General features: G+C 60.8%; 26 protein-coding genes. 8 read left to right on the forward strand and 18 right to left on the reverse strand.

All coding sequences use genetic code 11. The features are described from left to right. Positions 1-26: 26 nt before the first annotated feature. The 4 genes from KI810_RS11620 to KI810_RS11635 all read right to left on the reverse strand — a co-directional run bounded on the left by KI810_RS11620 (position 27) and on the right by KI810_RS11635 (position 4,475). A complete protein-coding gene (locus tag KI810_RS11620) occupies positions 27-878 on the reverse strand; it encodes a ChaN family lipoprotein (RefSeq protein ID WP_214175715.1) in 852 nt (283 codons plus the stop codon). Further along, positions 875-2,626, reverse strand: a complete 1,752-nt coding sequence (locus KI810_RS11625; RefSeq protein ID WP_214175717.1) for a B12-binding domain-containing radical SAM protein — start codon at positions 2,624-2,626, stop codon at positions 875-877. Before KI810_RS11625 ends, KI810_RS11620 begins: the two co-directional genes overlap by 4 nt. Before the next feature lie 162 nt (positions 2,627-2,788). Further along, on the reverse strand, positions 2,789-3,157 hold the full coding sequence (locus KI810_RS11630) for a response regulator (protein WP_214175719.1): 369 nt from the start codon (positions 3,155-3,157) through the stop codon (positions 2,789-2,791). A gap of 223 nt (positions 3,158-3,380) precedes the next feature. Then, positions 3,381-4,475 (reverse strand): radical SAM protein, encoded by a 1,095-nt coding sequence (locus KI810_RS11635; RefSeq protein WP_214175721.1) that lies wholly within the window; start codon positions 4,473-4,475, stop codon positions 3,381-3,383. A 349-nt stretch (positions 4,476-4,824) separates the two neighbouring features. Here KI810_RS11635 and KI810_RS11640 point away from each other — a divergent pair, with 349 nt between their 5' ends. Next, positions 4,825-6,153 (forward strand): radical SAM family protein, encoded by a 1,329-nt coding sequence (locus KI810_RS11640; protein WP_214175723.1) that lies wholly within the window; start codon positions 4,825-4,827, stop codon positions 6,151-6,153. Positions 6,154-6,156: 3 nt separating this feature from the next. On the opposite strand, the gene KI810_RS11645 is transcribed toward KI810_RS11640, so the two are convergent. The 3 genes from KI810_RS11645 to ligA form a co-directional block, all read right to left on the reverse strand. Further along, the gene (locus KI810_RS11645; protein ID WP_214175724.1) at positions 6,157-7,107 is read right to left on the reverse strand and encodes a CopD family protein; all 951 of its coding nucleotides are present in this window, start codon (positions 7,105-7,107) and stop codon (positions 6,157-6,159) included. Further along, a complete protein-coding gene (locus KI810_RS11650) occupies positions 7,085-7,360 on the reverse strand; it encodes an acylphosphatase (RefSeq protein ID WP_214175725.1) in 276 nt (91 codons plus the stop codon). Before KI810_RS11650 ends, KI810_RS11645 begins: the two co-directional genes overlap by 23 nt. Before the next feature lie 107 nt (positions 7,361-7,467). Continuing rightward, entirely contained in the window at positions 7,468-9,477 is a 2,010-nt protein-coding gene (ligA, locus tag KI810_RS11655) for an NAD-dependent DNA ligase LigA (protein WP_214175726.1), read from the reverse strand. A 196-nt stretch (positions 9,478-9,673) separates the two neighbouring features. On the opposite strand from ligA, the gene KI810_RS11660 reads away from it, so the two are divergent. From KI810_RS11660 to KI810_RS11670, 3 genes are all read left to right on the forward strand, one after another. Then, the gene (locus KI810_RS11660; protein ID WP_214175727.1) at positions 9,674-11,716 is read left to right on the forward strand and encodes an ATP-dependent helicase; all 2,043 of its coding nucleotides are present in this window, start codon (positions 9,674-9,676) and stop codon (positions 11,714-11,716) included. Between the two features lie 201 nt (positions 11,717-11,917). Further along, positions 11,918-12,277 (forward strand): hypothetical protein, encoded by a 360-nt coding sequence (locus KI810_RS11665; RefSeq protein ID WP_214175728.1) that lies wholly within the window; start codon positions 11,918-11,920, stop codon positions 12,275-12,277. Between the two features lie 75 nt (positions 12,278-12,352). Next, entirely contained in the window at positions 12,353-12,652 is a 300-nt protein-coding gene (locus KI810_RS11670; RefSeq protein ID WP_214175729.1) for a hypothetical protein, read from the forward strand. A 96-nt stretch (positions 12,653-12,748) separates the two neighbouring features. On the opposite strand, the gene KI810_RS11675 is transcribed toward KI810_RS11670, so the two are convergent. After that, on the reverse strand, positions 12,749-13,315 hold the full coding sequence (locus KI810_RS11675) for a peroxiredoxin (RefSeq protein ID WP_246525577.1): 567 nt from the start codon (positions 13,313-13,315) through the stop codon (positions 12,749-12,751). A gap of 284 nt (positions 13,316-13,599) precedes the next feature. Here KI810_RS11675 and KI810_RS11680 point away from each other — a divergent pair, with 284 nt between their 5' ends. Next, complete coding sequence (locus KI810_RS11680) at positions 13,600-14,118, forward strand: peptidylprolyl isomerase (RefSeq protein WP_214175730.1); 519 nt, start codon at positions 13,600-13,602, stop codon at positions 14,116-14,118. 78 nt (positions 14,119-14,196) lie between these two features. On the opposite strand, the gene rbr is transcribed toward KI810_RS11680, so the two are convergent. From rbr to dusB, 8 genes are all read right to left on the reverse strand, one after another. Further along, positions 14,197-14,769, reverse strand: a complete 573-nt coding sequence (rbr, locus tag KI810_RS11685) for a rubrerythrin (protein WP_214175731.1) — start codon at positions 14,767-14,769, stop codon at positions 14,197-14,199. Positions 14,770-14,903: 134 nt separating this feature from the next. Continuing rightward, positions 14,904-16,961 (reverse strand): diguanylate cyclase, encoded by a 2,058-nt coding sequence (locus KI810_RS11690; RefSeq protein WP_214175732.1) that lies wholly within the window; start codon positions 16,959-16,961, stop codon positions 14,904-14,906. A 28-nt stretch (positions 16,962-16,989) separates the two neighbouring features. Then, positions 16,990-18,372, reverse strand: a complete 1,383-nt coding sequence (locus KI810_RS11695; protein WP_214175733.1) for a TldD/PmbA family protein — start codon at positions 18,370-18,372, stop codon at positions 16,990-16,992. A 27-nt stretch (positions 18,373-18,399) separates the two neighbouring features. Further along, the gene (locus KI810_RS11700; RefSeq protein WP_214175734.1) at positions 18,400-18,648 is read right to left on the reverse strand and encodes a DUF4911 domain-containing protein; all 249 of its coding nucleotides are present in this window, start codon (positions 18,646-18,648) and stop codon (positions 18,400-18,402) included. Between the two features lie 197 nt (positions 18,649-18,845). After that, positions 18,846-19,409, reverse strand: a complete 564-nt coding sequence (locus KI810_RS11705) for a hydrolase (protein WP_214175735.1) — start codon at positions 19,407-19,409, stop codon at positions 18,846-18,848. An 89-nt stretch (positions 19,410-19,498) separates the two neighbouring features. Continuing rightward, positions 19,499-20,944 (reverse strand): sigma-54-dependent transcriptional regulator, encoded by a 1,446-nt coding sequence (locus KI810_RS11710; protein WP_214175736.1) that lies wholly within the window; start codon positions 20,942-20,944, stop codon positions 19,499-19,501. Positions 20,945-21,045: 101 nt separating this feature from the next. After that, complete coding sequence (locus KI810_RS11715; RefSeq protein WP_214175737.1) at positions 21,046-22,134, reverse strand: two-component system sensor histidine kinase NtrB; 1,089 nt, start codon at positions 22,132-22,134, stop codon at positions 21,046-21,048. Next, positions 22,124-23,104, reverse strand: coding sequence for a tRNA dihydrouridine synthase DusB (gene dusB, locus KI810_RS11720; RefSeq protein WP_214175738.1), 981 nt, complete (start codon positions 23,102-23,104; stop codon positions 22,124-22,126). Before dusB ends, KI810_RS11715 begins: the two co-directional genes overlap by 11 nt. A 201-nt stretch (positions 23,105-23,305) precedes the next feature. On the opposite strand from dusB, the gene KI810_RS11725 reads away from it, so the two are divergent. Next, a complete protein-coding gene (locus tag KI810_RS11725) occupies positions 23,306-23,554 on the forward strand; it encodes a TIGR03905 family TSCPD domain-containing protein (protein WP_214175739.1) in 249 nt (82 codons plus the stop codon). Positions 23,555-23,618: 64 nt separating this feature from the next. After that, the gene (locus KI810_RS11730) at positions 23,619-23,900 is read left to right on the forward strand and encodes a hypothetical protein (RefSeq protein ID WP_214175740.1); all 282 of its coding nucleotides are present in this window, start codon (positions 23,619-23,621) and stop codon (positions 23,898-23,900) included. Here KI810_RS11730 and KI810_RS11735 read toward each other — a convergent pair. Then, positions 23,836-24,135, reverse strand: a complete 300-nt coding sequence (locus KI810_RS11735) for a heavy-metal-associated domain-containing protein (RefSeq protein WP_214175741.1) — start codon at positions 24,133-24,135, stop codon at positions 23,836-23,838. The genes KI810_RS11730 and KI810_RS11735 overlap by 65 nt on opposite strands. Next, positions 24,132-25,781 carry an HD domain-containing phosphohydrolase gene (locus KI810_RS11740; RefSeq protein WP_214175742.1) on the reverse strand — a complete coding sequence of 550 codons (1,650 nt, stop codon included), beginning with the start codon at positions 25,779-25,781 and terminating at the stop codon, positions 24,132-24,134. The genes KI810_RS11735 and KI810_RS11740 overlap by 4 nt, the downstream gene beginning before the upstream one ends. A gap of 172 nt (positions 25,782-25,953) precedes the next feature. On the opposite strand from KI810_RS11740, the gene KI810_RS11745 reads away from it, so the two are divergent. Further along, complete coding sequence (locus tag KI810_RS11745) at positions 25,954-26,721, forward strand: enoyl-ACP reductase FabI (RefSeq protein ID WP_214175743.1); 768 nt, start codon at positions 25,954-25,956, stop codon at positions 26,719-26,721. The last annotated feature ends 69 nt before the right edge of the window (positions 26,722-26,790 follow it).

The raw sequence follows: 26,790 nt of genomic DNA on the forward strand, positions 1-26,790 counted from the left end.
ACCGGGTATCGTGCGGACGGTGACGTTCAGTCCAGAAGGTAGTAGTCCGCATCGCTGACGTCCAGGCTGTTCCGGGCGCCGGGAGCGAGCCGGGGGATGACGACCTTGAGTGGGAGGGGTGACAGTTCATGGATCTCGTAGGGGATGCCCCGCTTCATGGCGTGCCCGACCCCGGTGAGGACCACCACGAGCCGTTGCGGTTCCCGCTTGTGATAGGAGAGGAGATACCAGGCCATGGTCTGGTTCCGCAGCTGCTGGGCTTCGCAGAAGTGCATGAACTGCTGTCTGCTGCCGGTGCCGTGGTTTTCGAAGGCGCGGCGGATGAATTCCATGTAGGGGGCGTCGATCCGGCAACTCGCTATGGCTGGCAGCTGTTGCCGGACGGTGGGGGGAAGGGAGGCGAAGCCGTGGCGGGCGACCGTCATGGCGATCTCCCGCGGTATGTCGAGGGCGACCAGGGGGATGCGGTTGTTCCGCGCATAGAGGAAGAGGTCGTCGTACATGGCCCAGGGGATGGTCCAGCTCTGCTGGTAGGCCCGAACGAACTCGGGGAGGGGGATTTCCCCTGCGACCCACCGGTCCAGGAGCGGCTGGTAGTCGAAGCTGAACATCTCCACGCCGATGGCAACCGGTATCCCGGCCTGGTGCAGGGACTTGATCACCTCCAGCTGGAGGTCGTGGTGTTCCCGCTTGTCGTGGACCTCTCCCAGGAAGGCGAGCCTGGCTCCCTTCAGGTCGGCGACCATCCCGGCAAAATCGACAATCCTGCCGTCGCTGACCCGTTCGAAACGGCTTGCGCAGTCTCCATTAGCAGAAAAAAGCAGGAGCAGGAACAGGCAAGCCAGGAGCCTGAAGCATTTCACCGGGGGAGACGTCATGTCTCCTCCTTCGTTCCGTTCCGGCCGATGTCAGTAATCTCCACCGCCAGCCCACGACCGGGGGCGGAAACATAGACGAACAGGAGTTCGCTCTCCCCTTCCCGCCAGGGGGTGGTGCGGTAATCCCGGGCAAAGCGGCGTCTGACCCATCGTACCCTTCCGGCGGCATCGTTCCCCCGCTGCCGGGCCAGTTCCAGCGCCCGATCCCTCTCGTCCGGCCTTCTTTTTCCCCCATCTTCCTTCGAAAAAAACGCCAGTTCCCGTCCCCCCGGGTAGTCGGTCCGGCAGAGGTCGTAGCAGAGGGCGTCCCGGATCTCTTCCCGCACCTCCCGTGGTGCAAGTTCTGCAGCGCAACGCCAGAAGGCGGCGAACAGGTCGTGCTGGGACAGGCTGAGGGGGATATCCTCCCGCTCCCAGAGATCCGCCATGGCATTGAATATCCGGGAGGCGGGGGTCGTCCTTTCCCAGGCAGCCAGAGCGGTGGCGAAGCGGCCGCTGTTGTACACGAGATCCAGGAGCCGGGCGATGGTCTCGATCCGGCCGATCTCGCCGTAGCTGAGCCAGGGGGTGGAGAGTATCTTGTAGGGGGGGGTGGCGGAGAAGCGGTAGCCTTCCTCCCGGGCGATGGCGCGCATGGGGGAGCCCTTGAGCACCTTCAACGGCTCCACCTGGATGTGACAATCCGTCTTTTCCCGTCTGCCGGCGTTTGCAGAGAGGAGGTCGAAGACCTGCTGCAACGAGCGGAGGAAGCCGTCGTAATCCTCGTGGGGGAGGCCGGCCACGAGATCGAGGTGGACCGTGACCCTGGTCTCGGTCACGAGCCGGCGGACATTGGCGAAGAGTCGCTCCAGGTCAGATTTCCTCCCCACCCGGTCCAAGGTCTCCTTCCCCTCGGCCTGCACGCCGATCTCGAACCGGAACCGGCCAGCCGGGACCTGCTTCAGGAGCTCGATGTTGGCGTCGGTGAGGAGGTCGGCGGCGATCTCAAAGTGGAAGGCGCTCTCCCCGCCGCGGTCGAGGATGAACTCCCAGATCCGGTTGGCCCGCCCGGCGTCGTAGTTGAAGGTCCGGTCCACCAGCTTCACTGTCCTGACCCCGGCTGCCAGGAGGATGTCCAGGTCGGCCTCGATGCGGCCCGGGGAGTAGCTTCGAACCCCCTTCTCCAGGGAGGACATGCAGAAGGCGCAGGAGAAGGGGCAGCCGCGGGAGGTCTCGTAATAGACCAGCGGCTTGGCCAGATCCACCAGGCCGGCGGCGAAGGGGGAGGGGAGGGTGTCCAGGTCGGCCACCGGCGCCCGCTCCGGGTTGGCAACGATCTCTTCCCCCGACCGGAAGGTAATCCCTTCCACCTCGGACAGGCCGGCCAGGGCCCGGAGGGTATCCCTGAAGGAGGTTTCCCCCTCACCCCGGATCACCAGGTCCACCGCCGCATTGTGCTCCATCAGCTCGAACACCCCGTGGGCCGCCTCCGGCCCGCCGAGGACGATAACGGTGGCGGGGCGGAGCTGCTTCAGGTCGGCGGCGAGCTTCAGGGTCGCCTCGATGTTCCAGATGTAGCAGGAGAAGGCCACCAGGTCGGCCTCCTCCGCCACCAGCTTACGGAGCACCCCGTCGGCCGGCTCGTTCACCGTGCATTCCCGGATGACAAACTCGGTGCCCGGCAGGTCGGCACAGGCGGCAGCGAGGGAGGGGAGGGCCAGGGAGGCGTGGGCGTACTTGGCGTGGAGGGTTGTGAGAAGGAGTTTCATGGGGAAAGTCTAGCGCATTGCGGACAAATGCAAAACAATTTTATCGGGTACACGGGTATGTCGGTGGCCGTGCCGAAAGCGGGAACCTTTGCGCGCATTACCCCGACTCCATCGCGCAGACGTGGCAGGTTGAACAGGGGGGGATCTGATGCCGTTATTCCGCTAGCGGATCGCGTCCTCAACCTTGGCGACGAATTGGCGATGATCAAAAGGCTTTCGAATAAAGCCGTCGGCACCCGACGCGGTGACGAGTCGCCTGAGTTCCTCCGCCGGCTTGGATGACAACAGCAGGACCGGGATATGCCTGGTCAGGTCGTTCGATTTGAGCAACTTCGCCTTTTTGTCCCCATCCATCCCCGGTAGCATGACATCCAGGATGATAAGATCGGGTTGCCTGATGTCGAAAATGTACGCGTCGGACTCCTTTGCGTCCGGAGCGGTGACAACGTCAAACCCGCCCCCCTCCAGTGCGTCGCGGGCCATGGCCAGGACTATGTCACTGTCATCAACCACCAGAACTCTCTTTTTCATTCTCTTCTCTCCTCTATTTTCGCAATGATTGAGCGATGAACTCGGCGGAAACAACGTATCGCAGACTATAAGCAATTTTTCGCCAAACATAAATTAAAAACTGGAGAGTAGAACGATGATTCCACTTCAAGATGATGCGAGGGAGGAGAGTGAGGGGGAGTGGCACAGCAGCACCTAAATCTTATGTGTATCTACTTTTCGTGTATCCCCGCATTGTAAACCATCATCGTTGCCAATACTTGAGCAAATTACGATGCGCTTTGAAAACATTTTGCAGTAATAGTCTTTTAGCTATAACCGGAATTCCGGGGTTGAAATGCGATGTGAATTTGGAACAACGCAAACAGGGTATTTTTGTAAAAGGGTTATTCCTATCTCGTAATATCCTACTCCCAACCCGGTCAAGGTTCTCTGGTGTAAATATATCTTCGAGGTTGTTTGTTGCCAAATTTCCCAATGGTAATTGGGCATCAATATCCCAACAACAAGGGAGTAAGGTCCCGTCCCATTTTATAGTGGCTGTATTAAAGCAGCCCAATATTTGAAATAGCTTTGCGGGATTAGATCTTATTGCTTTTGAATTTTCATGTTTGTTACAATTTGGTTGTATTTTATCAGTATCTAAATTTGACGATGCTTCGAAAAGGGATTTAGCAATGTCTATGTTGCTGCAATTGTACTTATCATATTCAGACCTGTTTATTGTTGTCATGACTTCGGCTGGACCGCAACCTTTAGCAAGACATATTTGGTCTAATTTCAATTCAGTACATTTTCCTATAAATTCATGTGCCTGATGTTTATTAAATGTAAACACATTCATTTTTGCAGTTATACTTGGTTTTTGTTTTGATAATATATTTTTAAGATTCACTATTTTATTTAAGTTTTCAAATATTGCATTAACATCAGTATTTGGCCTTGATAGTTCTAATATATCATTGCTAACTGCATCTATAGTGACAGATAATCTATTTATCTTAAATAGACTGTCAATTCTTGCTTCATTTATTTTCCATTTTCCATTTGATTGTATAGTAAGATCAACTCCTGTTTCATAAACATAGTCAATCATATCATATATTTTATCGTTTAGAAATGGTTCGCCGTAACCGCAGAATATAATATTTTTATTACTTTTCTCGAAATTGAACAACTTGTCGACAATTGTTTTGAAATGATCAAATGTCATATACCCCTTATTCCTAAGTTTTTTATTATCACAATAAATACAAGGGATATTACAGTAATTCGTAAGCTCGAAATTGAACCATTCCGTTGCTGACAAAAAGTTTTGTAATTGAGAGTTATTGAGCATAAGACAACCACCTCCTGAATGGTCATTTTTTTAACTCAGCCAGTAGTAGAGCTTTTCGTTAAACCTTCCCTGCAGAGCATTTAGCCCTTATGTGCCATTAATCCACGCTTGAGTTTGTTTTCTGCGAGATATTCAAGCACGCACGTGGGTAGCAACGGGTATCTCAGCCTGTGAGAGCCCTTTTCTATCTACTGTACCTTAGGAACCCCGCCCGCCAGACCGAAAGCTAGTGTAATTTTGCGGGCAAGTCAAGGTATGATTACGCTTGGTGTTGCCGAGAATTCGGGGGAAGCCGGCGAAAGTTGGCGGGGGATTGGCATCCTGTGGCTGTTTGTGGTAAGGTGACGGCATGAAACGAAAATCCCTTCCCAAGCTTCTCTACGCCGACGCCACGGGGAATATCTTCGACCACCCCCACCTCACCATGGCCGGGATGAACGGCACCGAGCCGGTCCTCCCCGAGGATGTGGAACTGATCCCCCTCCCCGAGGACAGCCGTCTCTTCACCATTCCCCATACCCCCCCGGTGGCGTGGGACACGAAAAAACGCACCTTCGTCACCGTGGAGACGGTGCGGGATGGGCGCCGGGAGCAGCGGGTCCAGGCGGTCTCCGCCTTCATGGCCCCCGGCTACGTCCGGACCCTCCTCCCCGCCTGCGACTACGGCAAAAAAAAGGTCCATCTCCCCCTCTGGTCCTACACCGCCGTGGGGTGGGACGAGGAGAGGGAGCGGTTTGTGGTGGCGGCGAGCCGGGTGGACGGCAACGAGAACTGGCTCCCTAAAAACTACGACGACCGGAAGCTCGACCCCCTGGTGCGCAAGCTGGTGGCGGCGTTTCCCGACAACCGACTCCTCGTCCAACTGGCCCGCTGTGCCGTGGATTACCACTGCTTCGCCGCCAAGAACCTCTTCTTCCGCCGCTGGGAGGCTCCCATTCCCACCTCTCCCGCATGCAACTCCCGCTGCCTCGGCTGCATCAGCCTGCAACCCTCCGACTGCTGCCCCTCCAACCACGAGCGGATCGGTTTCGTCCCGACCCCCCAGGAGATCGTGGAGCTGATGCTCCCCCACCTGAACGAGGCGCCGGAGCCGATCGTCTCCTACGGCCAGGGGTGCGAGGGGGACCCGATCCTCCAGGCGGACACCATCGCCGAGGCGACCCGGCGGCTGAAGGCCGCCACAGGCCGCGGCACGGTCAACTTCAACTCCAACGGCTCGTTCCCCGACCGGATCGCCCTTCTCTGCGACGCGGGGATGGATTCCATGCGTTTTTCCATGAATTCGGTGCAGGAGGAGTTCTACAACCGCTACTACCGGCCGGTGGGGTACACCTTTGCCGCGGTGAAGGAGTCGGTCCGGCTTGCCAAGGAGCGGGGGCTTTTCACCATGATCAACTACCTGGTGTCGCCGGGACTCTCGGACCGGGAGGACGAGGTGGAGGAGCTCATCCGTTTCATCGGGGAGACCGGGGTGGACATGATCCAGATGCGGAACCTCTCCATCGATCCGGATTTCTACAACAAGCGGATGGGGGTGACGGGGAAGGGGATCGGGATGTACCGGATGCTGGAGCGGGTAAAAAAGGAGTTCCCCCGCATCCAGTACGGCTACTTCAATCGAACCAAAGAGAATTTCTACCCGGCGGGGTACGAGGAGGGGTGGCCGATCCGGGGGTAGTGCCTACCACCAGCGCCAGAGTGCCACGATCAGGGTGATGACGAATACCATGGTCAGGTTCATGTAGGCCATGAAGTAGAATACCCGCACGTGCAGCGGTGGCTTCACTTTAACCGCTTCCATTACCAGGCTGCCGATACGCGGCATGCCCAGCACCCGGTCTTCACCGTGGGGTGCCTGGGAGAGCGCCTCCGTCAGGTCGAACCCCGCCTGGTGCCGGCGCATGTGCGACCCTTCCTTCCAGAGCCGGCTCTCCGTCACATCGTAGACTTCCCCTTTATAGGCCACATAGGCCGGTCGTCCCTCTTTTCCATCGAATCCGGCAAGCGCTTTCAGCGTCAGATCACCGCCGGTTGCTGCTGGTGTCCCGCCGTTTCTTATCTGCCGGCGGAGTTTGGGGCCGATGACCATGACCACGTAGAGGGCGGAGATGACCATAATGGCGAAGAGGGAGATCTTCACGGTGAGAAGGATGCCGAAGCGGGTGGCGAGGAGGAGCGCGGGGTCGGGGACCCGGTAGTGGGTGAGGATGGCGCCGGTCACCGCCATGACCGCCATGGAGGCGAGGCCGACCCGCATTTCCCCCCGGGGAAGGCCGGAGGCGGCGTAGGCCGGCTTCAGCACCAGGTGGACGTAGAGGATGGTGCCGAACCAGAGGATGGCGGTGATGAGGTGGAGATAGCCGACCACCAGGCGGAAGAGTCGGCCGGCGGTGGAGCGTTCCGGTGTCGCGGCGGGAACCGGTGCTGTGGTGGGAGAAGTGGCGAGGGTTCCGCTCTTCTGGAAGCCGAGACCTGCCGCGGTCAGCTCGCCGCCGCCGGCCGGGTCGAGATGGCAGGCCTTGCACGGCTGGCCGGTCTGGCGGGCGTACTCCTCGGTGGCCATGGCACCCATCGACAGTGCCAGCAGTATGAGGCAGAAAAGTAGCGTTCTAGCGCCTGATGGCAAAGTCATCGAACTCCCCCGTATACTCGCCCCGCGCCACCTGTACTTCGTCCACCCGGGATGCGCTCGGTCCCATGCGGCACCACTCCACGAGGGACCGGACATTCGACTCCTCCCCCTCGAAACACCCCTCCACCGAGCCGTCGGGGAGGTTCTGTACCCACCCCTTCACGTCGAAGCGGAGGGCGTTCTGCCGGGTGAAGTGCCGGAAGTTCACCCCCTGCACGATTCCCTTGACGATGACCATGGTACGGATTTTCATGCTGCTTCCTTTCAAAAAACATACGTCATAGAGGACATATGGGACACAGAGGACACGGAATATCGTCAGCTTTATTTCTCTGTTGTAAAATGGTTTTTGCCGTGGCCTTACGACTCCAACATTGCCAGAAACTCGTCCTCAGTCAGCACCTTCACCCCCAACTGCCGGGCCTTCTCCAGCTTGCTTCCCGCTTCCTCTCCCGCCACTACGTAGTCGGTCTTTTTCGACACCGACCCGGCGGCGTGCCCCCCCTCGTCCTCCACGAGCTTCTTCGCGTCGTCACGGGTGAAGCGGGTGAGCGTGCCGGTGAAGACGAAGGTCTTGCCGGTGAAGCGTCCTCCCACTTTCTTTTCCGTCACCGACGGGGTAACCCCCGCCGCCAGGAGCCGCTCCACAACCTCCATGTTGTCCCGGTTATGGAAGAAGGTCCGGATGCTCTGGGCCACCTGGGGGCCGACCTCCCGGATGGCAAGGAGTTCCTCTTCGCTGGCCTTCGCGAGGTTGTGGATGCTGCCGAAGGCGTTGGCAAGGAGCTTTGCCGTATGCTCCCCCACGTGGCGGATGCCGAGGGCGTAGATGAAGCGGGAGAGCTCCCGCTCCCTGCTCGCGGCGATGGCATTCAGCAGGTTCTCCGCCAGCTTGTCTCCCATCCGCTCGAACTGCATGAAGTCTTCCTGGGTGAGGGAGTAGAGGTCGGCCACGTTCCGGACCAGCTTCAGGCGGAGCAACTGCTCGATAAACTTGTCCCCCAGCCCCTCGATGTCCATGGCGCGGCGGGAGGCGAAGTGGATGATGGATTCGCGGATCTGGGCCGGGCAGGAGAGACCGAGGCAGCGGACCGCCACCTCCTCGGGAATCTTCACCACCTCGGAGCCGCACTCCGGGCAGCTGGCCGGGATCGGGAGGTGACGCTCGGCGCCGGTCCGTTTCTCGGTGAGGACCCGCACCACCGCCGGGATGACGTCCCCCGCCCGCTCCACCACCACGGTGTCGCCGATCCGGATGTCCTTCTTCTCCATCTCCTCCCAGTTGTGGAGGGTGGCACGGGATACCATTACCCCGGACACCACCACCGGCCGGAGGTGGGCCACCGGCGTCACCACCCCGGTCCGGCCGACCTGGGGGATGATGTCTTCCACCAGGGTAACCGCCTGGCGGGGCGGAAACTTGACCGCCACCGCCCAGCGGGGGGAGCGGCTCTTCTCCCCCAGCTCCCGCTGGAGTGAGAATGAGTCCACCTTGACCACCACCCCGTCGATCTCGTAGGGGAGGGATTCCCGTTGGGCGAGCATCTCCCGGTAGTAGTCGGTGATCCCCGTGATACCGGCAACCGTCCGGATGAGGGGGTTGACCGGCAGCCCCCATGTCTTGATGGTGGCAAGAAAGTGGCTCTGGGAGGTGAACTCGGCCCCTTCCACCATCCCCGGCGCGTAGCAGAAGATGGAGAGGGGACGACGGGCGGTGATGCGGGAGTCCAGCTGGCGAAGGCTTCCCGCCGCCGCGTTGCGCGGGTTGGCGAAGGGGGGCTCCCCCGCCTCCTCCCGCTCTGCGTTCAGCCGTTGGAAGGGGGCGAGGGGGAGATAGACCTCTCCCCGCATCTCGAGCAGGTTCGGCGGGGTGTCGGTGGCGAGCCTCAGCGGTATGGACCTCACCGTTTTCAGGTTCCGGGTGATCTCCTCCCCGGTGAAGCCGTCGCCGCGGGTTGAACCGACGGAGAAGATGCCGTCCTCGTACACCAGTTCCACCGCCAGCCCGTCCATCTTCGGTTCGCAGACGTACTCGATTTCCCGGTCACCAGCCATGCCGAGGAAGCGCTTCACCCGCTCGTCGAACTCGGCAATTTCGGCCTCCGTGAAGGCGTTCTCCAGGGAGAGCATGGGGACCCGGTGCCGCAGCTGGGCGAATTTCTCCAGAGGGGCGCTCCCCACGCGACGGGTGGGGGAGGAGGGGGTGGCGAGGTCGGGATGCTGTTCTTCCAGCGCCAGCAGTTCCCGGAACAGGAGATCGTACTCGGCATCGGTGATCTCCGGCCGGTCTTCCTGGTAATAGAGGCGGTTGTGACGTTCTATCTCGGCGCGCAGCTCGCTCATGCGCTGCGCGGCGGCCTGTTTCTCCATGGAACGGCTCCTTGGCAAGGGTGGAGATTTTTTATAGCACAGGGGAGGGGGAAGGTAAACCCTTGGCATGAAACTCGCCTTCTTGATTTACCGGGGCCGTTCTGGTATCAAGGACAGAAGCGCGGAAGTCGGAAGGCTGGAAGCAGCCTTTACTTCCGCGTTTCCGTTCTTCAGACCTTCGTTCACAAGGTTTCCCATGCTCGATCTTCATACCATGAACCCGCCCCAGCTGGCGGCGGTGAAGCATACGGAGGGGCCGCTCCTGGTCCTGGCCGGCGCCGGCTCGGGGAAGACCCGGGTCATCACCTACCGGATCGCCTACCTGCTGGAAAAGCTCCAGGTGCCTGCTGAGCAGATCCTGGCGGTCACCTTCACCAATAAGGCTGCCCGGGAGATGCAGGAGCGGATGACGGAGCTGGTGGGGCGGGAGCGGTGCAAGGGGGTGATTCTCTCCACCTTCCACTCCCTCGGGATGCGCATCCTCCGGCGGGATATCGAGCGGCTTGGCTACAAGCGGAATTTCTCCATCTACTCCACCTCCGACCAGGTGGGGCTCATCCGCCAGCTCATGCGGGAGATGGACGACACCGGCAAGAAGTACGACGCCGAGACCGTCCTCTGGAAGATATCCGGCGCCAAGAACGCCCTTATCCCCCCCGACCGTTACGTCCCTCGCCCCGGCGACGACTACGAGCTCCTGGCCGCCCGGATCTACCCCCGCTACCAGTCGGCCCTCCAGGCGTGCAACGCCGTGGACTTCGACGACATCATCATGCTGACCGCCCGGCTCTTCCAGGAGCACCCGGCGGCGCTCAAGCACTGGCAGGAGCGGTTCCGCTTCATCATGGTGGACGAATACCAGGACACCAACCACGCCCAGTACCTCCTCATCAGCCAGCTGGCGGCCCATCACAAAAACCTCTGCGTGGTGGGGGACGACGACCAGTCCATCTACGGCTGGCGTGGCGCCGACGTGGAGAAGATCCTCGCCTTCGAGCATGACAACCCGGGGTGCCGGGTGATCAAGCTGGAGCAGAACTACCGCTCCACCGGCACCATCCTCTCCGCCGCCAACAGCGTCATCAAGAACAACCCGAAGCGCAAAGAGAAGACCCTCTGGACCGCCAGCGGCCCGGGCCGGGCCATCGACCTGGTGGTGGCCGCCGACGACGAGGAGGAGGCGACGACGGTGGTAGAGCGGATCCAGGTGGAGTGCACCCGGAACCGGATGGAGTACGGCGACTTCGCCATCCTCTACCGGACCAACGCCCAGAGCCGCGCCCTGGAGGAGCAGCTCCGCTTCGAGGGGATCCCCTACGTCCTCATCGGCGGGATGCAGTTCTACGAGCGGAAGGAAGTGAAGGACACCCTCTGCTACCTGAAAGCCATCGACAACACCGACGACGAGCAGGCGCTGCTCAGGATCATCAACTTCCCCCGCCGGGGGATCGGCGAGGGGACGGTGCTGAAGCTCAACCAGTGGTCTCTGGCCCAGGGCATCCCCCTGTTCGAGGCGCTTAAGCGGGTAGGGGAGGTGGAGGATATCCCCGCCGCCATCCGGGAGAAGGTGCTCGCCTTCCACGGGCTCGTCGCCGGGGAGGCGGACCGCTTCCGCCACCGGAAGACGGGGCTGGCGGAACGGGTAACGGCGCTCTTCAAGCGGCTCGGCATCGAGGATGAGCTGTACCGGACCATCGACGACCGGGCCGTGGCCCGGCGCAAGGTGGAGAACGTGGAGCAGATTGTCAACTCCCTCGCCTCCTACGAGGAGCGTATTCCCGCGCCAACTCTGTCCGGTTTCCTGGAGAAGGTCTCCCTCATGGACGAGGACCGCTTCTCGGGGAAGGACAAGAAGGATCACGGCCAGAACGCCGTCACCCTCATGTCGCTCCACTCCAGCAAGGGGCTGGAATTCCCCTACGTCTTCCTGGTCGGGCTGGAGGAGGAGATCCTCCCCCACAAGCGCTCGATCTACGAGGATTTCTCCATCGACGAGGAGCGCCGGCTCATGTACGTGGGGATCACCCGCGCCCGCCGCCACCTCACCATCACCCGCTGCCTGCGGCGGAAGAAGTACGGCAAGCTGGAGGAGCGGTTCCCTTCACGGTTCCTGGAGGAGATTCCCGCCGACCTCCTCAACGTCCAGCAGGCTGCCGCGGCCACCGTTCTCACCGAAGAGGAGACGGAGAAAGTGGCGAGCGACACCTTCGCCCGGTTGAAGGCGATGTTCGGGGAGTAGAGGGCGCGGTTTTGCTTGACAAAGGAGTTTGCACAATATAGGTTGCGTTAGCTACTCTTCAGTAAGGAATTTACATGGAGATACGGTAACGAAAAAGCCGCCGGCGGAGGATATGCTCCCGGGCGGCTTTTTGTGTTTTGGAGTGATCAGATCCAGAAATTGAAACGCTGCGGAACCTGCTACTCTAAAAAGGAGTCCTTCATGACCAAACCGAAAGCCTTGCTGCTGGCCGGATTCACCCTCTGGCCGATTGTCTACATGTTCCTGTTCATGGCGTTCATGTTCTCCCAGGTGTTTATCGGCATGGACAACCCCGCCCAAGGCGACGGCATGCCGCTGGCCTTCAAGATCATCTTTCCCCTCCATTTCCTCACCATGCTGGAGATCTTCGTGCTGATTGCCGTCTATATCTGGCACATCTTCAAGACTGACGTCATTGCCCAGGATAAGAAGGCGCTCTGGGCGGTGGTCATCTTCCTGGGAAACATGGTCGCCATGCCGGTGTACTGGTGGCTCTACATCTGGAAACAGGCGGGGGAGAGTGGGGCAAATCGGACTTGACTTGGAGGCAGGGACGCTTAGAATTACCACGTAGGAAAGATTACAACCCATAGCGACCCATGGGGAGGTGGTATCATGCAACGCCATTTAATCCGACTTCTTGTCGTAGCTCTTCTCACCATGCTCGCAGTCGGGACGGTGCTGGCAGCCGACCAGGACCAGCCGGCGAACGAACCGGCGATGGAGACCCCGCAGGAAGCGCCGCAGCTTCCCGGCGAACCACCGGCCGTACCTTCTCCTTCTGCGCCGGAACCACCCCCCCAGGATATGCAGGCACCTGCGGAGGCGCCACCCGAAGCTCCTGCCGATCCATGCAAGGGGTGCGCCTGCGGCGGGGGGATGGTTCCTCCCGCCTGCCTGGAATGCTGCCGGTGACGTGGCAGGGGCTGCTGCCGGTGGGGAAATCAGACAAGCCCGAACAGCAAAGGCCGCGTTACCGCGGCCTTTGTCATGTCCGGAATATACTGATACTCATTTTCCCAGGGTTTTCTGCCCCGGTTTCCAGCCGATGGGGCAGAGTTCGCCGGTCTGGAGCGCTTCCAGGACCCGCAGGGTCTCATCCACGCTTCGACCCACCGACAGGTTGTGGACCAGCGTGTACTGGAGGATGCCGTTCGGGTCGATGATGAAGAGGCCGCGCAGGGCCTCCCCTTCCTTCTCGTCCAGGATGCCGTACCGGGTGGCCACCTCTTTCTTGAAGTCAGCCAGGAGCGGATATTTCAGATCCCCCAGGTCGCCCCGCTGGATCCATGCCAGGTGGGAATACTTGCTGTCCACGGAGGCGCCGAGGACTTCGGCATTCAGCTTCCGGAAGGTGTCGAGGGCGGCGTTGAACCCCCTGATCTCGGTGGGGCAGACGAAGGTGAAATCATTGGGGTAGAAGAAGAGGACCACCCATTTCCCCCGGTAATCGGCCAGTCCCACCTTCTTGAATTCTCCGTTGATCACGGCGTCCAGGGTGAAACCGGGGGCCGGCTGTCCTACCTTGGCCGTTGTCCCCTCCAGGCGCGATTCAAGCGAATGGCCTGACGCGAACATGCCGTGGGCTCTCTCCATCTCCACGGCATGGGCACCGGTGCCACCGCATGCCACTATGGCGGCTGCGAGAGCCGTCCCGCTCATCCACTGTCGTCCATTCATTGACCTGGGCACCTCCTGGCTTGGTATTGACCCGTTGGCAGATGAACCGGCGGGCACACTAGATTGTACTTCTCTTCGGCCGGTTTGCAACTGCCGGCTGCCATGACGACCCGCGAAAAGGCTTTCAGTCGCATCGGGTTTTGTGCTACAAAGACCATTATTCATCTGCAAAGGAGATCGTCATGAGCGAAGCAAAAAATCCCCAGGTCCTTATGGAAACCTCCATGGGGAACGTCACCATCGAGCTGTTCCAGGACAAGGCACCCATCAGCACGCGCAACTTCCTCTCCTACGTGAAGGACGGTTACTACGACGGCCTCACCTTCCACCGGGTCATCGCCTCCTTCATGATCCAGGGGGGAGGGATGGACGAGAACATGCAGCCGAAAAAGACCAAGTTCGCCATCAAGAACGAGGCGGCCAACGGCCTGTCCAACAAGCGCGGGACCCTGGCCATGGCCCGGACCAGTGTGGTGGACAGCGCCACGTCCCAGTTCTTCATCAACGTGGTGGACAACCCCTTCCTCGACCACCAGGGGAAAACCCCCGACCGGTTCGGCTACGCGGTGTTCGGCCAGGTGACCGCCGGCATGGAGGTGGTGGATGCCATCAAGGGGGTGAAGACCGGTTCGAAAGCGGGGCATTCGGATGTTCCCGTGGAACCGGTGTTCATCACGTCGGTGAAGGTTGTCGAAGACTGAAAAGTGAAAAGTGAAAAGTGAAAAAAGGCCGGCGGGAAATTCCCCGCCGGCCTTTTTGTTGCTGTTCGTTGCGCTGCTTTACCAGTTCTCTCCGTGCAGTTCGAAGTGGGCCTGGGCATGGTTGCAGGCCGGGCAGGTGTCGGGGGCGTCGGTGCCCTGGTGGAGGTATCCGCAGTTGCGGCAACGCCAGGTGACGGGGGTCTCCCGGCGGAAGACCCGGCCCTGTTCGATGTTGGCCAGGAGGCCGAGGTAGCGCTTCTCGTGCTGCATTTCCGCCACGGCAATGGCCTGGAACACGTCGGCGATCTGGGGGAACCCCTCCTCCCGTGCCACGGCGGCGAAGGCGGGGTACATTTCGGTATGCTCGTGGTTTTCACCCGCGGCCGCTTCTCGCAGGTTTTCGGCGGTCGTGCCGATCCGGCCGGCGGGGAAGCTGGCGGTGACCTGCGCTTCGCCACCCTCCATGAACTTGAAGAGCCGCTTGGCGTGCTCCCGTTCCTGGTTGGCGGTTTCCTCGAAAATGTCGGCCATCTGGACGTACCCTTCGTTCTTCGCCTTCGCGGCAAAGTAGGTATAGCGGTTTCGTGCCTGGCTTTCACCGGCAAACGCCGTCAACAGGTTGATTTCGGTGCGGGTTCCTTTAAGACTCATGGCAATACTCCTTTACGGGGAAGGTTGGTCCCCGGTGCCGCAAAGAGCTTCCGGGGACGGAAATTCATGTCGTTGCAAGCCGGGTTGATTCGACGGGAACGGGGTCCAACATTACCGCTTTGGGGGAAGGGGTGTCAAGCCGATTTCGTGGCCTCCTGCACCTGCGCCACGTCTTTTTCCTGGGGAGGGGCCGAGAAGGTGATGCGGTTGCGCCCGTCTGCCTTGGCCTGGTAGAGGGCGACATCTGCCGCATGGATGAGGGCCGTTGCCGTGTCGCCGTCCTCCGGAAATGCCGACAGGCCGATGCTGGCAGTCAGACGTCCCAGGGGGAGTTCTTCCTCGCCGGCGAACGGCTCGCATTCAATGCCGCGCCGGACCCTCTCGGCTACGAAAATCGCCTCCCGCTTCACGGTCCCGGGGAGGATGATGCAGAACTCCTCGCCGCCGAAGCGGGTCACCATGTCCATGTCCCGCACGGAGCTCCTGAGGATCTTGGCGGTTTTCTTCAGGGCCTTGTCTCCGGCGATGTGGCCGTTGTAATCGTTGTAGAGCTTGAAATGGTCCAGGTCGATGAGCATGACGGTGAGACTGAGCCCCTGCCGGGCGCTCCGGTTCAGCTCCTCTTCCATCCGCTTTTCCAGGAAGCGCCGGTTATAGAGCTCGGTGAGCGGGTCGGTGAGGGAGAGTTTCTCCAGCACCGCCGCCCGCTCCAGTGAGTGGGTCCGGACGATCATGGCGGCGGCGTGCTCCACGAAGGTGGTGAGAAGCTCCAGGTCCGCCTCGGTGAACAGTCCCTGGTCTTTCTTGTCCGCCAGGTTGAGCACACCGAGAATCTGTTCCTTGAACTTGAGGGGGAGACTGATGAACGACTTGGTCTTGAAGCGGGGTCGATTGACCCCCTGGCCGAGATTGGCCTTTTCGATGTCGTTCACCAGCAGGGGGGTGCCGTTCAGTGCCACCCGCCCCGCAATCCCCTTGCCGACTTTCAGGTTGAGGCTGCGAGCCAGGTTGAGGTTCATGCCGATGGCCGCCTCTATGTGGAGATTTTCTCCCCGGTCATCCACCCGCATGAGGGAGCCGCTGGTGGCGTTTACCAGGTCAGCCCCCATGTCCAGGACCTGCCTGATCAGCTCTGCCTGTCCTTCGGTGAGCGCCAAGGAGCTGATGATGGACATGAGCTTGTCGGAAAGGGAGGTTTCCTTGCCGTATTCGGCCTGCTGCTGCAACTGCCGCAGTTTGCCCGCCACCCGACCGGTGATGATCTGGGTGAGGAGGAGGTCACGGGTGGGGAGCTCGCGGTCGAAAACCAGTACGAGTCCGAACAGCTCGCTGGCGGAGATGAGGGGGATGCAGGTGAGCACGTCGGCCATCCCTGCCGGTATCAGCTCCTCCGCGTCTTCGCCCTGGAGCACGATGACGTCGGTGGCAAAGCCGGGGATCAGACGCCGCAGCTTGTCCGCACTGATGCTTGTCTGGTCCAGCGGGATATCCCCCCAGGTTCGTTGCAGGGAGAAACTGCGGTCCCCCTCTTCGGGGAGGGCGACGGCGATGGTCGGCACGTCGAAGAGAATGCCGAGGGTTTCGCTCAGGAGGGCCACCACTGCATCAGCCGTAGCGGCGGCGTCGATGTCCGCCGAGACCTGGACGATGGCGTTGAGCTGCTCGGTGGTCTTTTCCACGTACACGGCGTGGTGTTCCTCCTTCTGGAAGGACGGGATGAGGCTGTGCACCTTCTGGGCCACCCGGAGCAGCTCGATTTCGTTGACGGCGGGAAGTTTCTGCAGCTGGTCGAGGATTGCCATCGGGTTGATGTCCTCGGTGCGGGCAATGGTTTCCAGCTTGAACAGGTCGAGGGAGCGTTCCCGCACGCCGCCGCCAATGACGCAGCACAAGGGGGCGGCGCATGAATTGAGGGGTACCGCGAAATTCAGAAGGCCGAGGGGGCAGTGGAAGACGGCGGGCTGGTTGGAGGTCACCACGCTTTTCAGCGCCTGCTCCACGGCCGGCTGGCAGATCCGCGTGCAGAGGTCGGCGGGCAAAAGGGAGTTGCAGAGCTTCCAGCCGGTCTCCGGGGGCGAGCCGTTGCCGTTCTTGAAGCAGAAGACATCGAGCTGGTAACTGGACAGGAAGCTGTGCCCCCTGAGGTTTCCCAGTAACTCTTCCGGCTTGAATGTCGGTTTCGGGTCAGTCAAGGAACGGTTCCTCGCCCATGTCACTCCGTCAGGCAGCGCCACCGACGGTAATTTCAGCTATCAACAGGGTCGGCTGGGCATCGGCCACCGGTACCCCCTGCCCATCCTTGCCGCAGGTGCCGATGCCGAATCCCAGGTCGCTGCCGACCTGTTCCACCTTCTTGAGCACGTCCGGCCCGCTGCCGGTCAGGGTCGCTCCCCGTACCGGCTCGCCGAGCGTGCCATTTTCGATGAGATATCCCTCGGAGACCTCGAACATGAAATCGCCGTTCACCGTGTTGACCTGTCCACCACCCATCTTCCGGACGAACAGTCCGCGTGCTACCCCTTTGATGATCGATTCCGGCGGGGTGCTGCCGGGGGCGATGAGGGTGTTGGACATCCGGACGATCGGTTTTGACTGGTACGATTCACGGCGTCCGTTACCGGTGGAGCGGCAACCATCCTTCATGGCGGTGAGCCGGTCGTACATGTACCCCTTGAGGATGCCGTTCTCCACCAGCACGGTCCGCTCTCCCGGGGTCCCTTCGTCGTCGAAGGAGAAGGAGCCGCGGGCATTGGGGATGGTGGCGTCGTCGACAACCGTCACGAGGGAAGATGCGACCTGCTGCCCGATCTTGCCGGAATAGACCGACATGCCGGTCTGGGCCAGGTCCGCCTCCAGGCCATGGCCGATGGCCTCGTGGACCATGGTGCCTCCCGCCTCGGCCGAGAGCACGACCGGCATCATCCCCCCCGGCGCCTTGCGTGCGTTGAGCATCATGACCGCCCGGTGGGCGGCTGTCAGCGCGATCTCCTCCGGGCTCTTCCGGTCGAACAGTTCGAAGCCGCGGAAACCGCCAAGGGGTTCGTAGCCGGTCTGGATCACCTCTCCGTCCGCTGCGACCACCTGGGTCACGAATACCGTCCCGGTGCGGCCGGTTTCATGGAATTCCCCGAGGGAGTTGGCGCTTTGGGAGCGGAGGGTGCTGTCCCGGTACATGACCATCACCTGGCGGACCCGCCGGTCGAATCCACGGGCGGCACCTTCCGCGCGGGTGGCAGCGGCAACCTTCTCCTTGAGGGGTATGGCGTCCGGCGGCAATTCGATGGGGAAGCCGGCACCGACCAGTTTCGGGCGGAGGTCGATGGCTTTGTCGAATGCCTTCCCCCGGACCGCCCTGCTGACCGTATCGGCCAGGTCGAGGAGAGCGGCTTCGGTGATCTCGTTGGTGTAGGCGTAGGCGGTGCGCAGGTCGGAAATCACCCGGATACCGACTCCGCGGTCCGTCCCCGCCAGGACCTTTTCGATCTTGCCGTCCTCGCAGACGATGGCGGTGGAGGCACCCTCTTCACCGTAAATGTCGGCAAACTCCCCCCCGCCCGCGAGGGCCCGGCGAAGGATTCTGGCTATGTCGAAGCTGTCCAGCATGAATAACTTCCCGTGTTCACTGCGCAATCACGATACCGTCTCTGCTGGAGGGGCAACTTCCTCCAGCGGAATTTCTCCCGCAAGGGCCAGCAGAAGCGACTCCGCGTCCCTTGAGGAACAATCGGGGTAAGAAATTGTAACAATCCCCCCCATTCTGTCAACGGTGCTGACGGTTAGCAGCCCCTCATATGCTTCAGTAATAAACTTCAGGTAGACGAGTTCGCGCCGGCTGGTCCGGAAATATCGTGTGACGGTCGGGTAAATGGCGGTATTCATCCTGTTCCTCAAGCTTATTGTAAGTAGCATTTAATCTTAAAAAAAACAACTAAAAATTAATATGTTGCGAAAATTGTTCTTCTATTTCAGGGAAATGTCGTTTTGGCATGACGAGGGAGAAATAGTGCGGTTATATCGCGGAGCTGTGACAGGGGAGAGGAGGTGGCCCATGATGAGGCCACCTCCTGGAGGAAGGGCTACCTCACCAGCTTTGAAAGCTTCTTGAATTCTTCAGTCCCCGCGGTCCGGAGGAGCTGGAAAAGCGCCGCTTCGGTGGAGGTGATGACGGCCCCGGCGGCGCGGGCGGTTTCCAGGCCGACGTGCCAGTTATCCTTGCGGCGGCTCATGACGGCATCGCGCACCAGGTGAACCGTGTATCCCGCGTCAAGGAGTTCGAGCACCGTCTGCAGCACGCAGACATGGGTCTCCATGCCGGTTATGATGACCTGCTTCTTCCCCAGCGCCTTCAGCCGTTCGGGGAAGGGGCTTTCGCCGCAGCAGCTGAAGGTCATCTTCTCGATGGCCGGATCGGCCAGCCCTTCCCTGAGGCAGGAGAGGGTCTCGCCGAGCCCCTTGACGTACTGCTCGGTCGCGATGACGGGGATTCCCATCTCCCGGGCGGCCTCCTGGAGGATGGTGACATTGCGGGTCAACCTTTCCAGGACCTTCTCGTCCATGGCCCGGCAGAGCTTCTCCTGCACGTCGATCACTACCAATACTGCCGTGCTCCGGTCGAGGAAGTATGTGTCCTTGATACCCATGTGAACCTCCTTGATTCAGGTAGAGGTAAAGTTAAAGATAGAGTGATGAGATTTTACTTTACCTCTACCTGTTCCTTTACCTGAGTTTATCAGTCTTTCTTAACTTCGATGCCCAACTCCTGTATCTTCTTCCTCAGGGTATTGCGGTTGATGCCGAGGATGTCGGCGGCCCGTACCTGGTTGCCCCGGGTCTTCTCCAGGACGAAGCGTATCAGGGGGCGTTCGACCTGTTCCAGCACCATGGTGTGGACATCGCCGCTCTCCATTTTGTCCATGTTGGAAAAACAGCTGCGGAGCTTGATGTCGACGATTCCTTCCAGGGAGAGTTCTTCGTTGGCCGCCCGTTCCCCGCTCCCCTTCTGCCGGCGCAGGCCGGGGAAGTCGGATGCCGTCAGGAGCAGGTCGGAAGAGAGGATCACAGCACGCTTCATGGTGTTCTCCAGTTCCCGCACGTTTCCCGGCCAGTTGTGGTCGGACAGGAGCCGGAAGGCATCGGGGGCGCACTGCTTCCGCGGCGTCTCCAGTTCGGCGCAGGCCTTCTGGAGGAAGTACTCCACCAGCGGGGGGATATCTTCCTTCCGTTCCCGGAGGGGGACCAGCTGAATCGGCACCACGTTGAGGCGGTAGAACAGGTCTTCCCGGAACTCCTTCTGCCGCACCTTTTCCTCAAGGTCCTGGTTGGTGGCGGCGACGATCCGGACATCCACGGCGATGTTCTGGCTCCCCCCGGTCCGGGTGACCTCCTTTTCCTGGAGGACCCGGAGGATCTTGGCCTGGAGGTCCAGGGGCATGTCGCCGATCTCGTCCAGGAAGATGGTGCCGCCGTTGGCCTGCTCGAATTTCCCCAGTTTCCGTTCCACGGCGCCGGTGAAGGCCCCCTTTTCGAAACCGAACAGCTCCGATTCCAGGAGTTCCTTGGGAATGGCGGCGCAATTCAGGGCGATGAACGGTTTGCCGAGCCGCCTGGAGTTGAAGTGGATGGCCCGGGCGATGAGCTCCTTGCCGGTTCCCGACTCCCCCTGGATCAGGACGGTGACATCGGAAGGGGCGACCTTGCCGATGGTCTTGTACACCTCGCGCATTGCCGCCGAGTTGCCGATGATGGTCTTCTCCAGCTGATAACGGTCCTTCAGTTCCTCCTTGAGGACCGTCACCTGTGAGGTCATCTCCTGTGCCCGGTTGACCTTCTCCACGATGGCGTCGATTACGTCCAGGTCGAAGGGCTTGGTGATGTAGTCGTAGGCCCCCCGCTTCATGGCCTCCACGGCGTTCTTCATGCTCGCTTCGGCGGTCATGATCACCACGAGCAGGTCGCTTTTCAGTTCCCGCACCCGGTCGAGCAGTTCCAGCCCGGTCAGTCCGGGCATCTTGATGTCCAGGATGGCCATGTCGTAGCTGTGGGTCTGGATGAGGCGCAACGCCTCGTCCCCGTCCCGGGCCAGGTCGACGCTGAACCCCTTCTTCCTGAGGGCCTTGGAAAGGACCCAGCGCATGCTCTCTTCGTCGTCGGCGACCAGAATTCTGTTGATGGACATTGATAAACCTCGAAATGCAGGCAATGGGCTATGGGCAATAGGCAAGTGGATAACGGTTGATGCTACCCTCTTGCCCATTGCCCCGTGCCCTGAGCCTGGTTTTATTGGATTAACGGCAGCATGACGGTGAATGTCGTCCCCCGCCCCGGCTCCGACTCCACTTTGATCATACCCCGGTGCTCGGCGACGATTTTCTGGCAGATGGCCAGGCCGAGGCCGGTCCCTTTGCTCTTGGTGGTGTAGAAGGGGGTGAAGAGGTGCTCAAGCTGCTCTTTGCCGATACCCGGCCCGTCGTCGGACACCTCGATGGCCACCATGCGGGAGCGCCGCTCCCCCTTCTGGGTCAGGCTGTAGTCGGCGAGAACCCGGCTGCTCACCCGAACCTGTCCCGTATCGCCCACTGCCTCCACGCCGTTCTTGATCAGGTTGAGGAAGAGCTGGGTGAGAAGCGCCTCGTCCGCCAGAATCGGCGGTATGCTCGGGTCGAACTGCTGCTGGAACGTTATGTTCCGGTCGTCCACGGCACGCTTCTGGAGAACGATGATATCCCCCAGGATCTTGTGGAGGTTGACCGGGGCAAGTTCCAGCTTGCGCGGGGCGGCCAGTTCCAGGAGTTCCTCCACGATCCGGTTGACCCTCTGGACCTCCTTGAGGACCACCCGGAGATAGTCCCGTTGCTCGCTCCCTTCCGGCAGCTCCATTGCCAGGAGCTGGGCAGCCCCCTTGATCCCCCCCAGGGGGTTCTTTATCTCGTGGGCGAGGCCTGCCGCCAGTGCTCCCAGGGACGAAAGCCGGTCGGCATGGCGTACCGCGTCCTCCAGGTCCCTTATGTTGGTGAGGTCGCGCAGGAGAAGGATGGTGCCGATCCGTTCGCCGCTCGCCATCAGGAGAGGAGACGTGGTAGCGCCGACCGGGATGGGGTGGCCGGTCTTCTTCAGCACGATGTTCTCGTGGTCGGAAATGGTCATCCCGGTACGGGCGGTTTTCTCGATCATCTCCAGAAGGAGCTCTTCCCCCCGGAACAGCACGGTGTAGTGCAATCCCATTGCCTGGCGCCGGGAGACCCCCACCAGTTCCTCCGCTGCCGGGTTGATGAGGGTGATCCCCCCCTCTCCGGCGATGACGACGACGCCGTCGCCGACGCTGTCGATAACGTTGGCGTAATAGTCCTGGAGATGGCTAACGGCCATGGACCGCACTCCCGAAAAAATTCTCCACGGCAGCGATGACGGCCGCCTTTCCCGTGATGCGATTGATCTGGTCCCGGAACTGGGCGGCGCCGGCAAGGCCCCGCGCATACCACGAAAGGTGCTTGCGCATCTCCCGCAGGGCGACCCGTTCACCCGCGAGGTCGATGAATATCTCCAGGTGGCGCAGTGCGACCGCAAGCCGCTCCGCTGGAGTCGGCATCTCCGGTTCTTTGCCTTCAAGGAGTGCGGCTGCTTCCCGGAACAGCCAGGGATTTCCCAGTGCGCCGCGGGCCAGCATGACGCCGTCGCAGCCCGTCTCTCCCATCATGCGGGCCACATCTGCCGCCGTGAACAGGTCGCCGCTGCCGATAACCGGGATGGCAACGGCCCTTTTCAGGGCGGCGAGTTTTTCCCAGTCGGCATGCCCCTCGAACATCTGGGCGCGGCTGCGGGGGTGGAGGGTGATGGCGTCGCACCCCTCGGCGGCGGCTATGCGGCCGATCTCCAGGAAGTTGTCACTGTCGGCGCCCCAGCCGGTGCGGATTTTCACCGTCAGGGGGAGGCGGGTGGCCCGCCGGACCTCCCGGACGATGGCTGCCACCTTCCCGGGTTCACGGAGCAGAGCGCTGCCTGCCCCGCTGTTGACCACCTTGCGGACCGGGCAGCCCATGTTGATGTCGAGGAGCTCGCCGTACTCTTCCACCAGCCGGGCCCCTTCGGCCAGAAGCCCGGGGTCGTCGCCGAACAGCTGGATCCCCAGCGGCCGGTCTGCCGGCGTGCTGGCAAGAAGACCGAAGGTCTTTTTGCCGTCGCGGACCAGGCCGTTGACGCTCACCATTTCGGTGAACGCCAGGCTTGCCCCACATTCGCGGACCATGAGCCGTACGGGAAGGTTGGTTATGCCGGCCATGGGAGCCAGCAGCAGGTTGTTGGGGAGCCGCAGCGAACCGATTACAAGGGGTTGTGCCATGAAAATATGTATACCCGGGGGAACTATTGCCTAATTTTTGGGCATACTAGCACACGTCGGGAAAAAGGCAAGGGAATTTTACCCCGGCTGATTCACCACCTCCAGGCGGAGGAATCCCGCCGTCAACGGTCGTTCACGTTACCATTGACATTTTTGCCGCCGCCGGGTACCCTCCTCTGCATCTATCCGGAGGTTGCACCCTTGCGCATCTGTTACGAGACGGCGGGATCCTGTGCCAAGAGGATCGACATAGAAATCGAGGCGGGCGTCATCGTGGATACCGTATTCGTCGATGGCTGTCCCGGCAATACCCGGGCAGTGGCCGCTCTGGTAAAAGGGATGCCGGTAGTCGACGCGATCCGGCGCCTCAAGGGGATCGCCTGCCAGGGAGACACCTCCTGCCCGGACCAATTGGCAAGGGCTTTGGAAGCAACAGTGATCAAGGGCTAGGGAAGGGGGCTGATGCCTTCCCAGGGAATGGGCGCTTTAAACGGCGCTCTGCATGCAGGCAGTCATGATTGACGAGGGTGCAATGGAACTGGTCGGCGGGTTCATGGTGATGGTGTCGATCGTGGGCTTTTTTCTCGCGGTCCTCTGGTTCATCCTCCCCTTCGTGATTTTTGCCATGAAGGGAAAGCTTGACCGGAGCCATGTCATGCTGGAAGACGTGGAAAAACGGCTGACGGCTATCGAGGCGCGGCTCGACATGGTCGTCCCGCCCGCTCCGGCAGCTAATTCGGAAGTTTCGACCGAAATCCCGCCTTCTCAAGCGCCTCCACCATCTGGCGGGGAGTAGCCTTCTTCCCGTCGTACCTCACTTCGACGAGATTTTTCTTCATATCGACCTTCACGTCAGTGATCCCTTCCAGCTTGAATAACGCCTTTTCTACGCTCTTCTGACAGGAAGAGCACATCATGCCGTGCACGGTCAGGGCCACTGATGTCAGGCCTGTTTTCCCCTCCTCTCCCTGCACGGGGGGAATTCCCGCGAAAATCACCAGCGCGAGCACTACTGTCGCAATCAGCCTCATCGTTTGTCCTCCTCGTCCTGGATCGGGGGTGGTTTGACCGACTCCATGATGCGCGTTATGGAACGTGAGAAATGTTCCACCACCACCGGGTCGAACTGGGTCCCCGCGCACCGGCGGAGTTCGGTCAGGGCGCCAGTCACCGACTGGCCCGGCTTGTAGGGGCGTTCGGCCACCATGGCGTCAAAGGCGTCGGTGACTCCGATGATGCGCGCTTCCAGTGGAATGGCTTCCCCCTTGAGCCCGGCAGGATAGCCGGATCCGTCATACCTTTCGTGGTGGTGGAGTATGCCGGGGATCACATCCCGCAACTGCTCTATGGGGGCGAGTATGGCCACCCCCTTCTCCGGATGGAGGCGCATGGGGGGGAATTCGTCTTCCATGAGCGCCGCCGGTTTGTCGAGCAGGGCCTCGATAATGCCGATTTTCCCGATGTCGTGGAGCAGGCCGCCGAGCCGCACCCGCTCCACCACCTCATTGGAGAGCCCCATTTCCCGCGCGAGACGGGTGGACATTTGCATGACCCGTACCGAATGTCCCTTGGTCCAGGATGATTTTGCGTCGATGGCGTTTGCCAGACTGGTGACGGTGCTGATGAAGAGGATGTGCAGGTCTTCGTAGAGGCGGGCGTTGCCGAGGGCCACTGCCATCTGGGAGGCGATCTTCTCGATGGTGAAGGTGGACTCCGGGGTGAACTGCCCCGCATCCGTATCCCCCAGGAGGAGCACGCCGTCGATCCGGTCTTTTGACAGAAGCGGAATGGCAAACAGGGACCTGATGCCCGCCTGCATCAGGAGGCGGTCAACGGGGCTGAGTCTTTCCCGCCCCCGCAGGTCGCCGACTCGCTGGCTGGATTGGCGGGAAAGGGCTGCACTGGCCGTGGATCTGCCCCTGATGCGCGAGCCTGGCTGCATTTCCGGGGGGACGGTGATGCCGTTGCCGAGGATGGCGGTTATCTCCAGGTCCTCTCCCTCCACCTGGAGGATGGCTACCAGTTCCGAACGGGTGATGCGCTCGATGTGCTGCATGGCCGTTTCCATGATCTTTTCCCGGGAGAGGGACGAGGAGATCGCCTTGTTGATCTCGTCCAGGGTCATGATGACGTCGATCCGGCCGGCCAGTTCGATGGCCATGTCCAGGGTTTCGTCGAACAGGCGCATATGGGAAACCACCAGGGCGGCATGGGAAACCATATCCCTGATTATGGCGATTTCGTCATTGGAAAAGGGGGGGAGCTTCCGGTCACGGGAGACGAACACCGCTCCCAGCACCTGGTTACGGACGATCATCGGCACGGCCAGCAGGTTCACGTCGCGCAATATCCGGCGGAAGCGGGGGTTGAGGAGCTCGGAACTGCCGGTGTCGGTGATGAGCAGGTGCTGTTTCTTCTGCAACAGGCCTTTGATGAGGGGGATGGTGGCCGATGCGAGGGGCATGGTCCGGAAGACCGGCTGGAAACGGCGGGGGAGTCCTGCACTGTGCACGGGGGTAAAATCACGCCGGTCCCGGTCGAAAAAATAGGCCGCCGTCCAGCGGCTCCTGACCATTTTCCTGAGCAGGCGGGAGAGGTCCTTCACCACCTCGTCGATGTCGTCGAGGCTGCTGAGACGCTCGCTCCCTTCTATGATGGATTTGAAGATATCGGCCATGGGTGTCGTACCGTCCAGTAATGAATTAAACCATAAAATTGGCCATAGTGCTTGCCAAAACAGGGAATATTTATTACTATCCCCCCTGCCTGTCCCTCCGTTGCCGCCGATAGCGATGGCGGACCGAAGGGGATGCATACCAGCACGTGGACGCGAGGAGGATGGTATATACATGGGGATTTTGCAGGGTAAGAAGGCGGTCATTTTCGGTGTCGCCAACGAGAAAAGCATCGCCTGGGCCGTGGCCGAGGCGTTCAAGCGTGAAGGGGCCGAACTGGCCTTTACCTATGCCAATGAGACGGTGGCCAAGCGGGTCATCCCCCTGGCCGAGAGCATCGGGTCAACCCTGATTCTCCCCTGCGACGTGCGGAGCGACGACGAGGTCAGGGATACCTTCGCCAGGATCGGCGAGGCATGGGGAGGGATCGACTGCCTTGTCCATTCCATTGCCTTTGCCAACCGGGAAGAGCTGAAGGGGTCGTTTCTCAACACCAGCAGGGAAGGTTTTGCCATGGCCCTGGACATCAGCGCCTATTCCCTCATTGCCCTTGTCAAGGAGGCCATGCCGCTCATGAAGGAGGGGGGGAGCGTGATGGCCATGACCTACTACGGCGGCCAGAAGGTTTTCCCGAACTACAACGTGATGGGGGTTGCCAAGGCGGCGCTGGAGATGAGCGTCCGGTACCTTGCCGAGACGGTCGGTCCGGAGGGGGTTCGGGTCAATGCCATATCAGCCGGGCCGATCAAGACCCTTGCCTCTGCAGGGGTCGGCGGTTTCAACCAGATTGCCGGCCATGTCGCCGAAAAGGCGCCCCTCAGGCGCAACATCACCCAGGAAGAGGTGGCCGGGGCGGCTCTCTACCTGGCAAGCGACCTGTCACGGGGGGTTACCGGCGAAGTTCATTTCGTCGACTGCGGGTACAACATCATCGGTCTTTAATGTCCCATTGCAGGCAACCCCCTGTGGTTGCCCATAGTCAGGGCCGGCGCCGGCCTGCCCTGTCAGACC

This window comes from Geomobilimonas luticola (genome assembly GCF_018476905.1).
Taxonomy (GTDB): domain Bacteria; phylum Desulfobacterota; class Desulfuromonadia; order Geobacterales; family Geobacteraceae; genus Geomobilimonas; species Geomobilimonas luticola.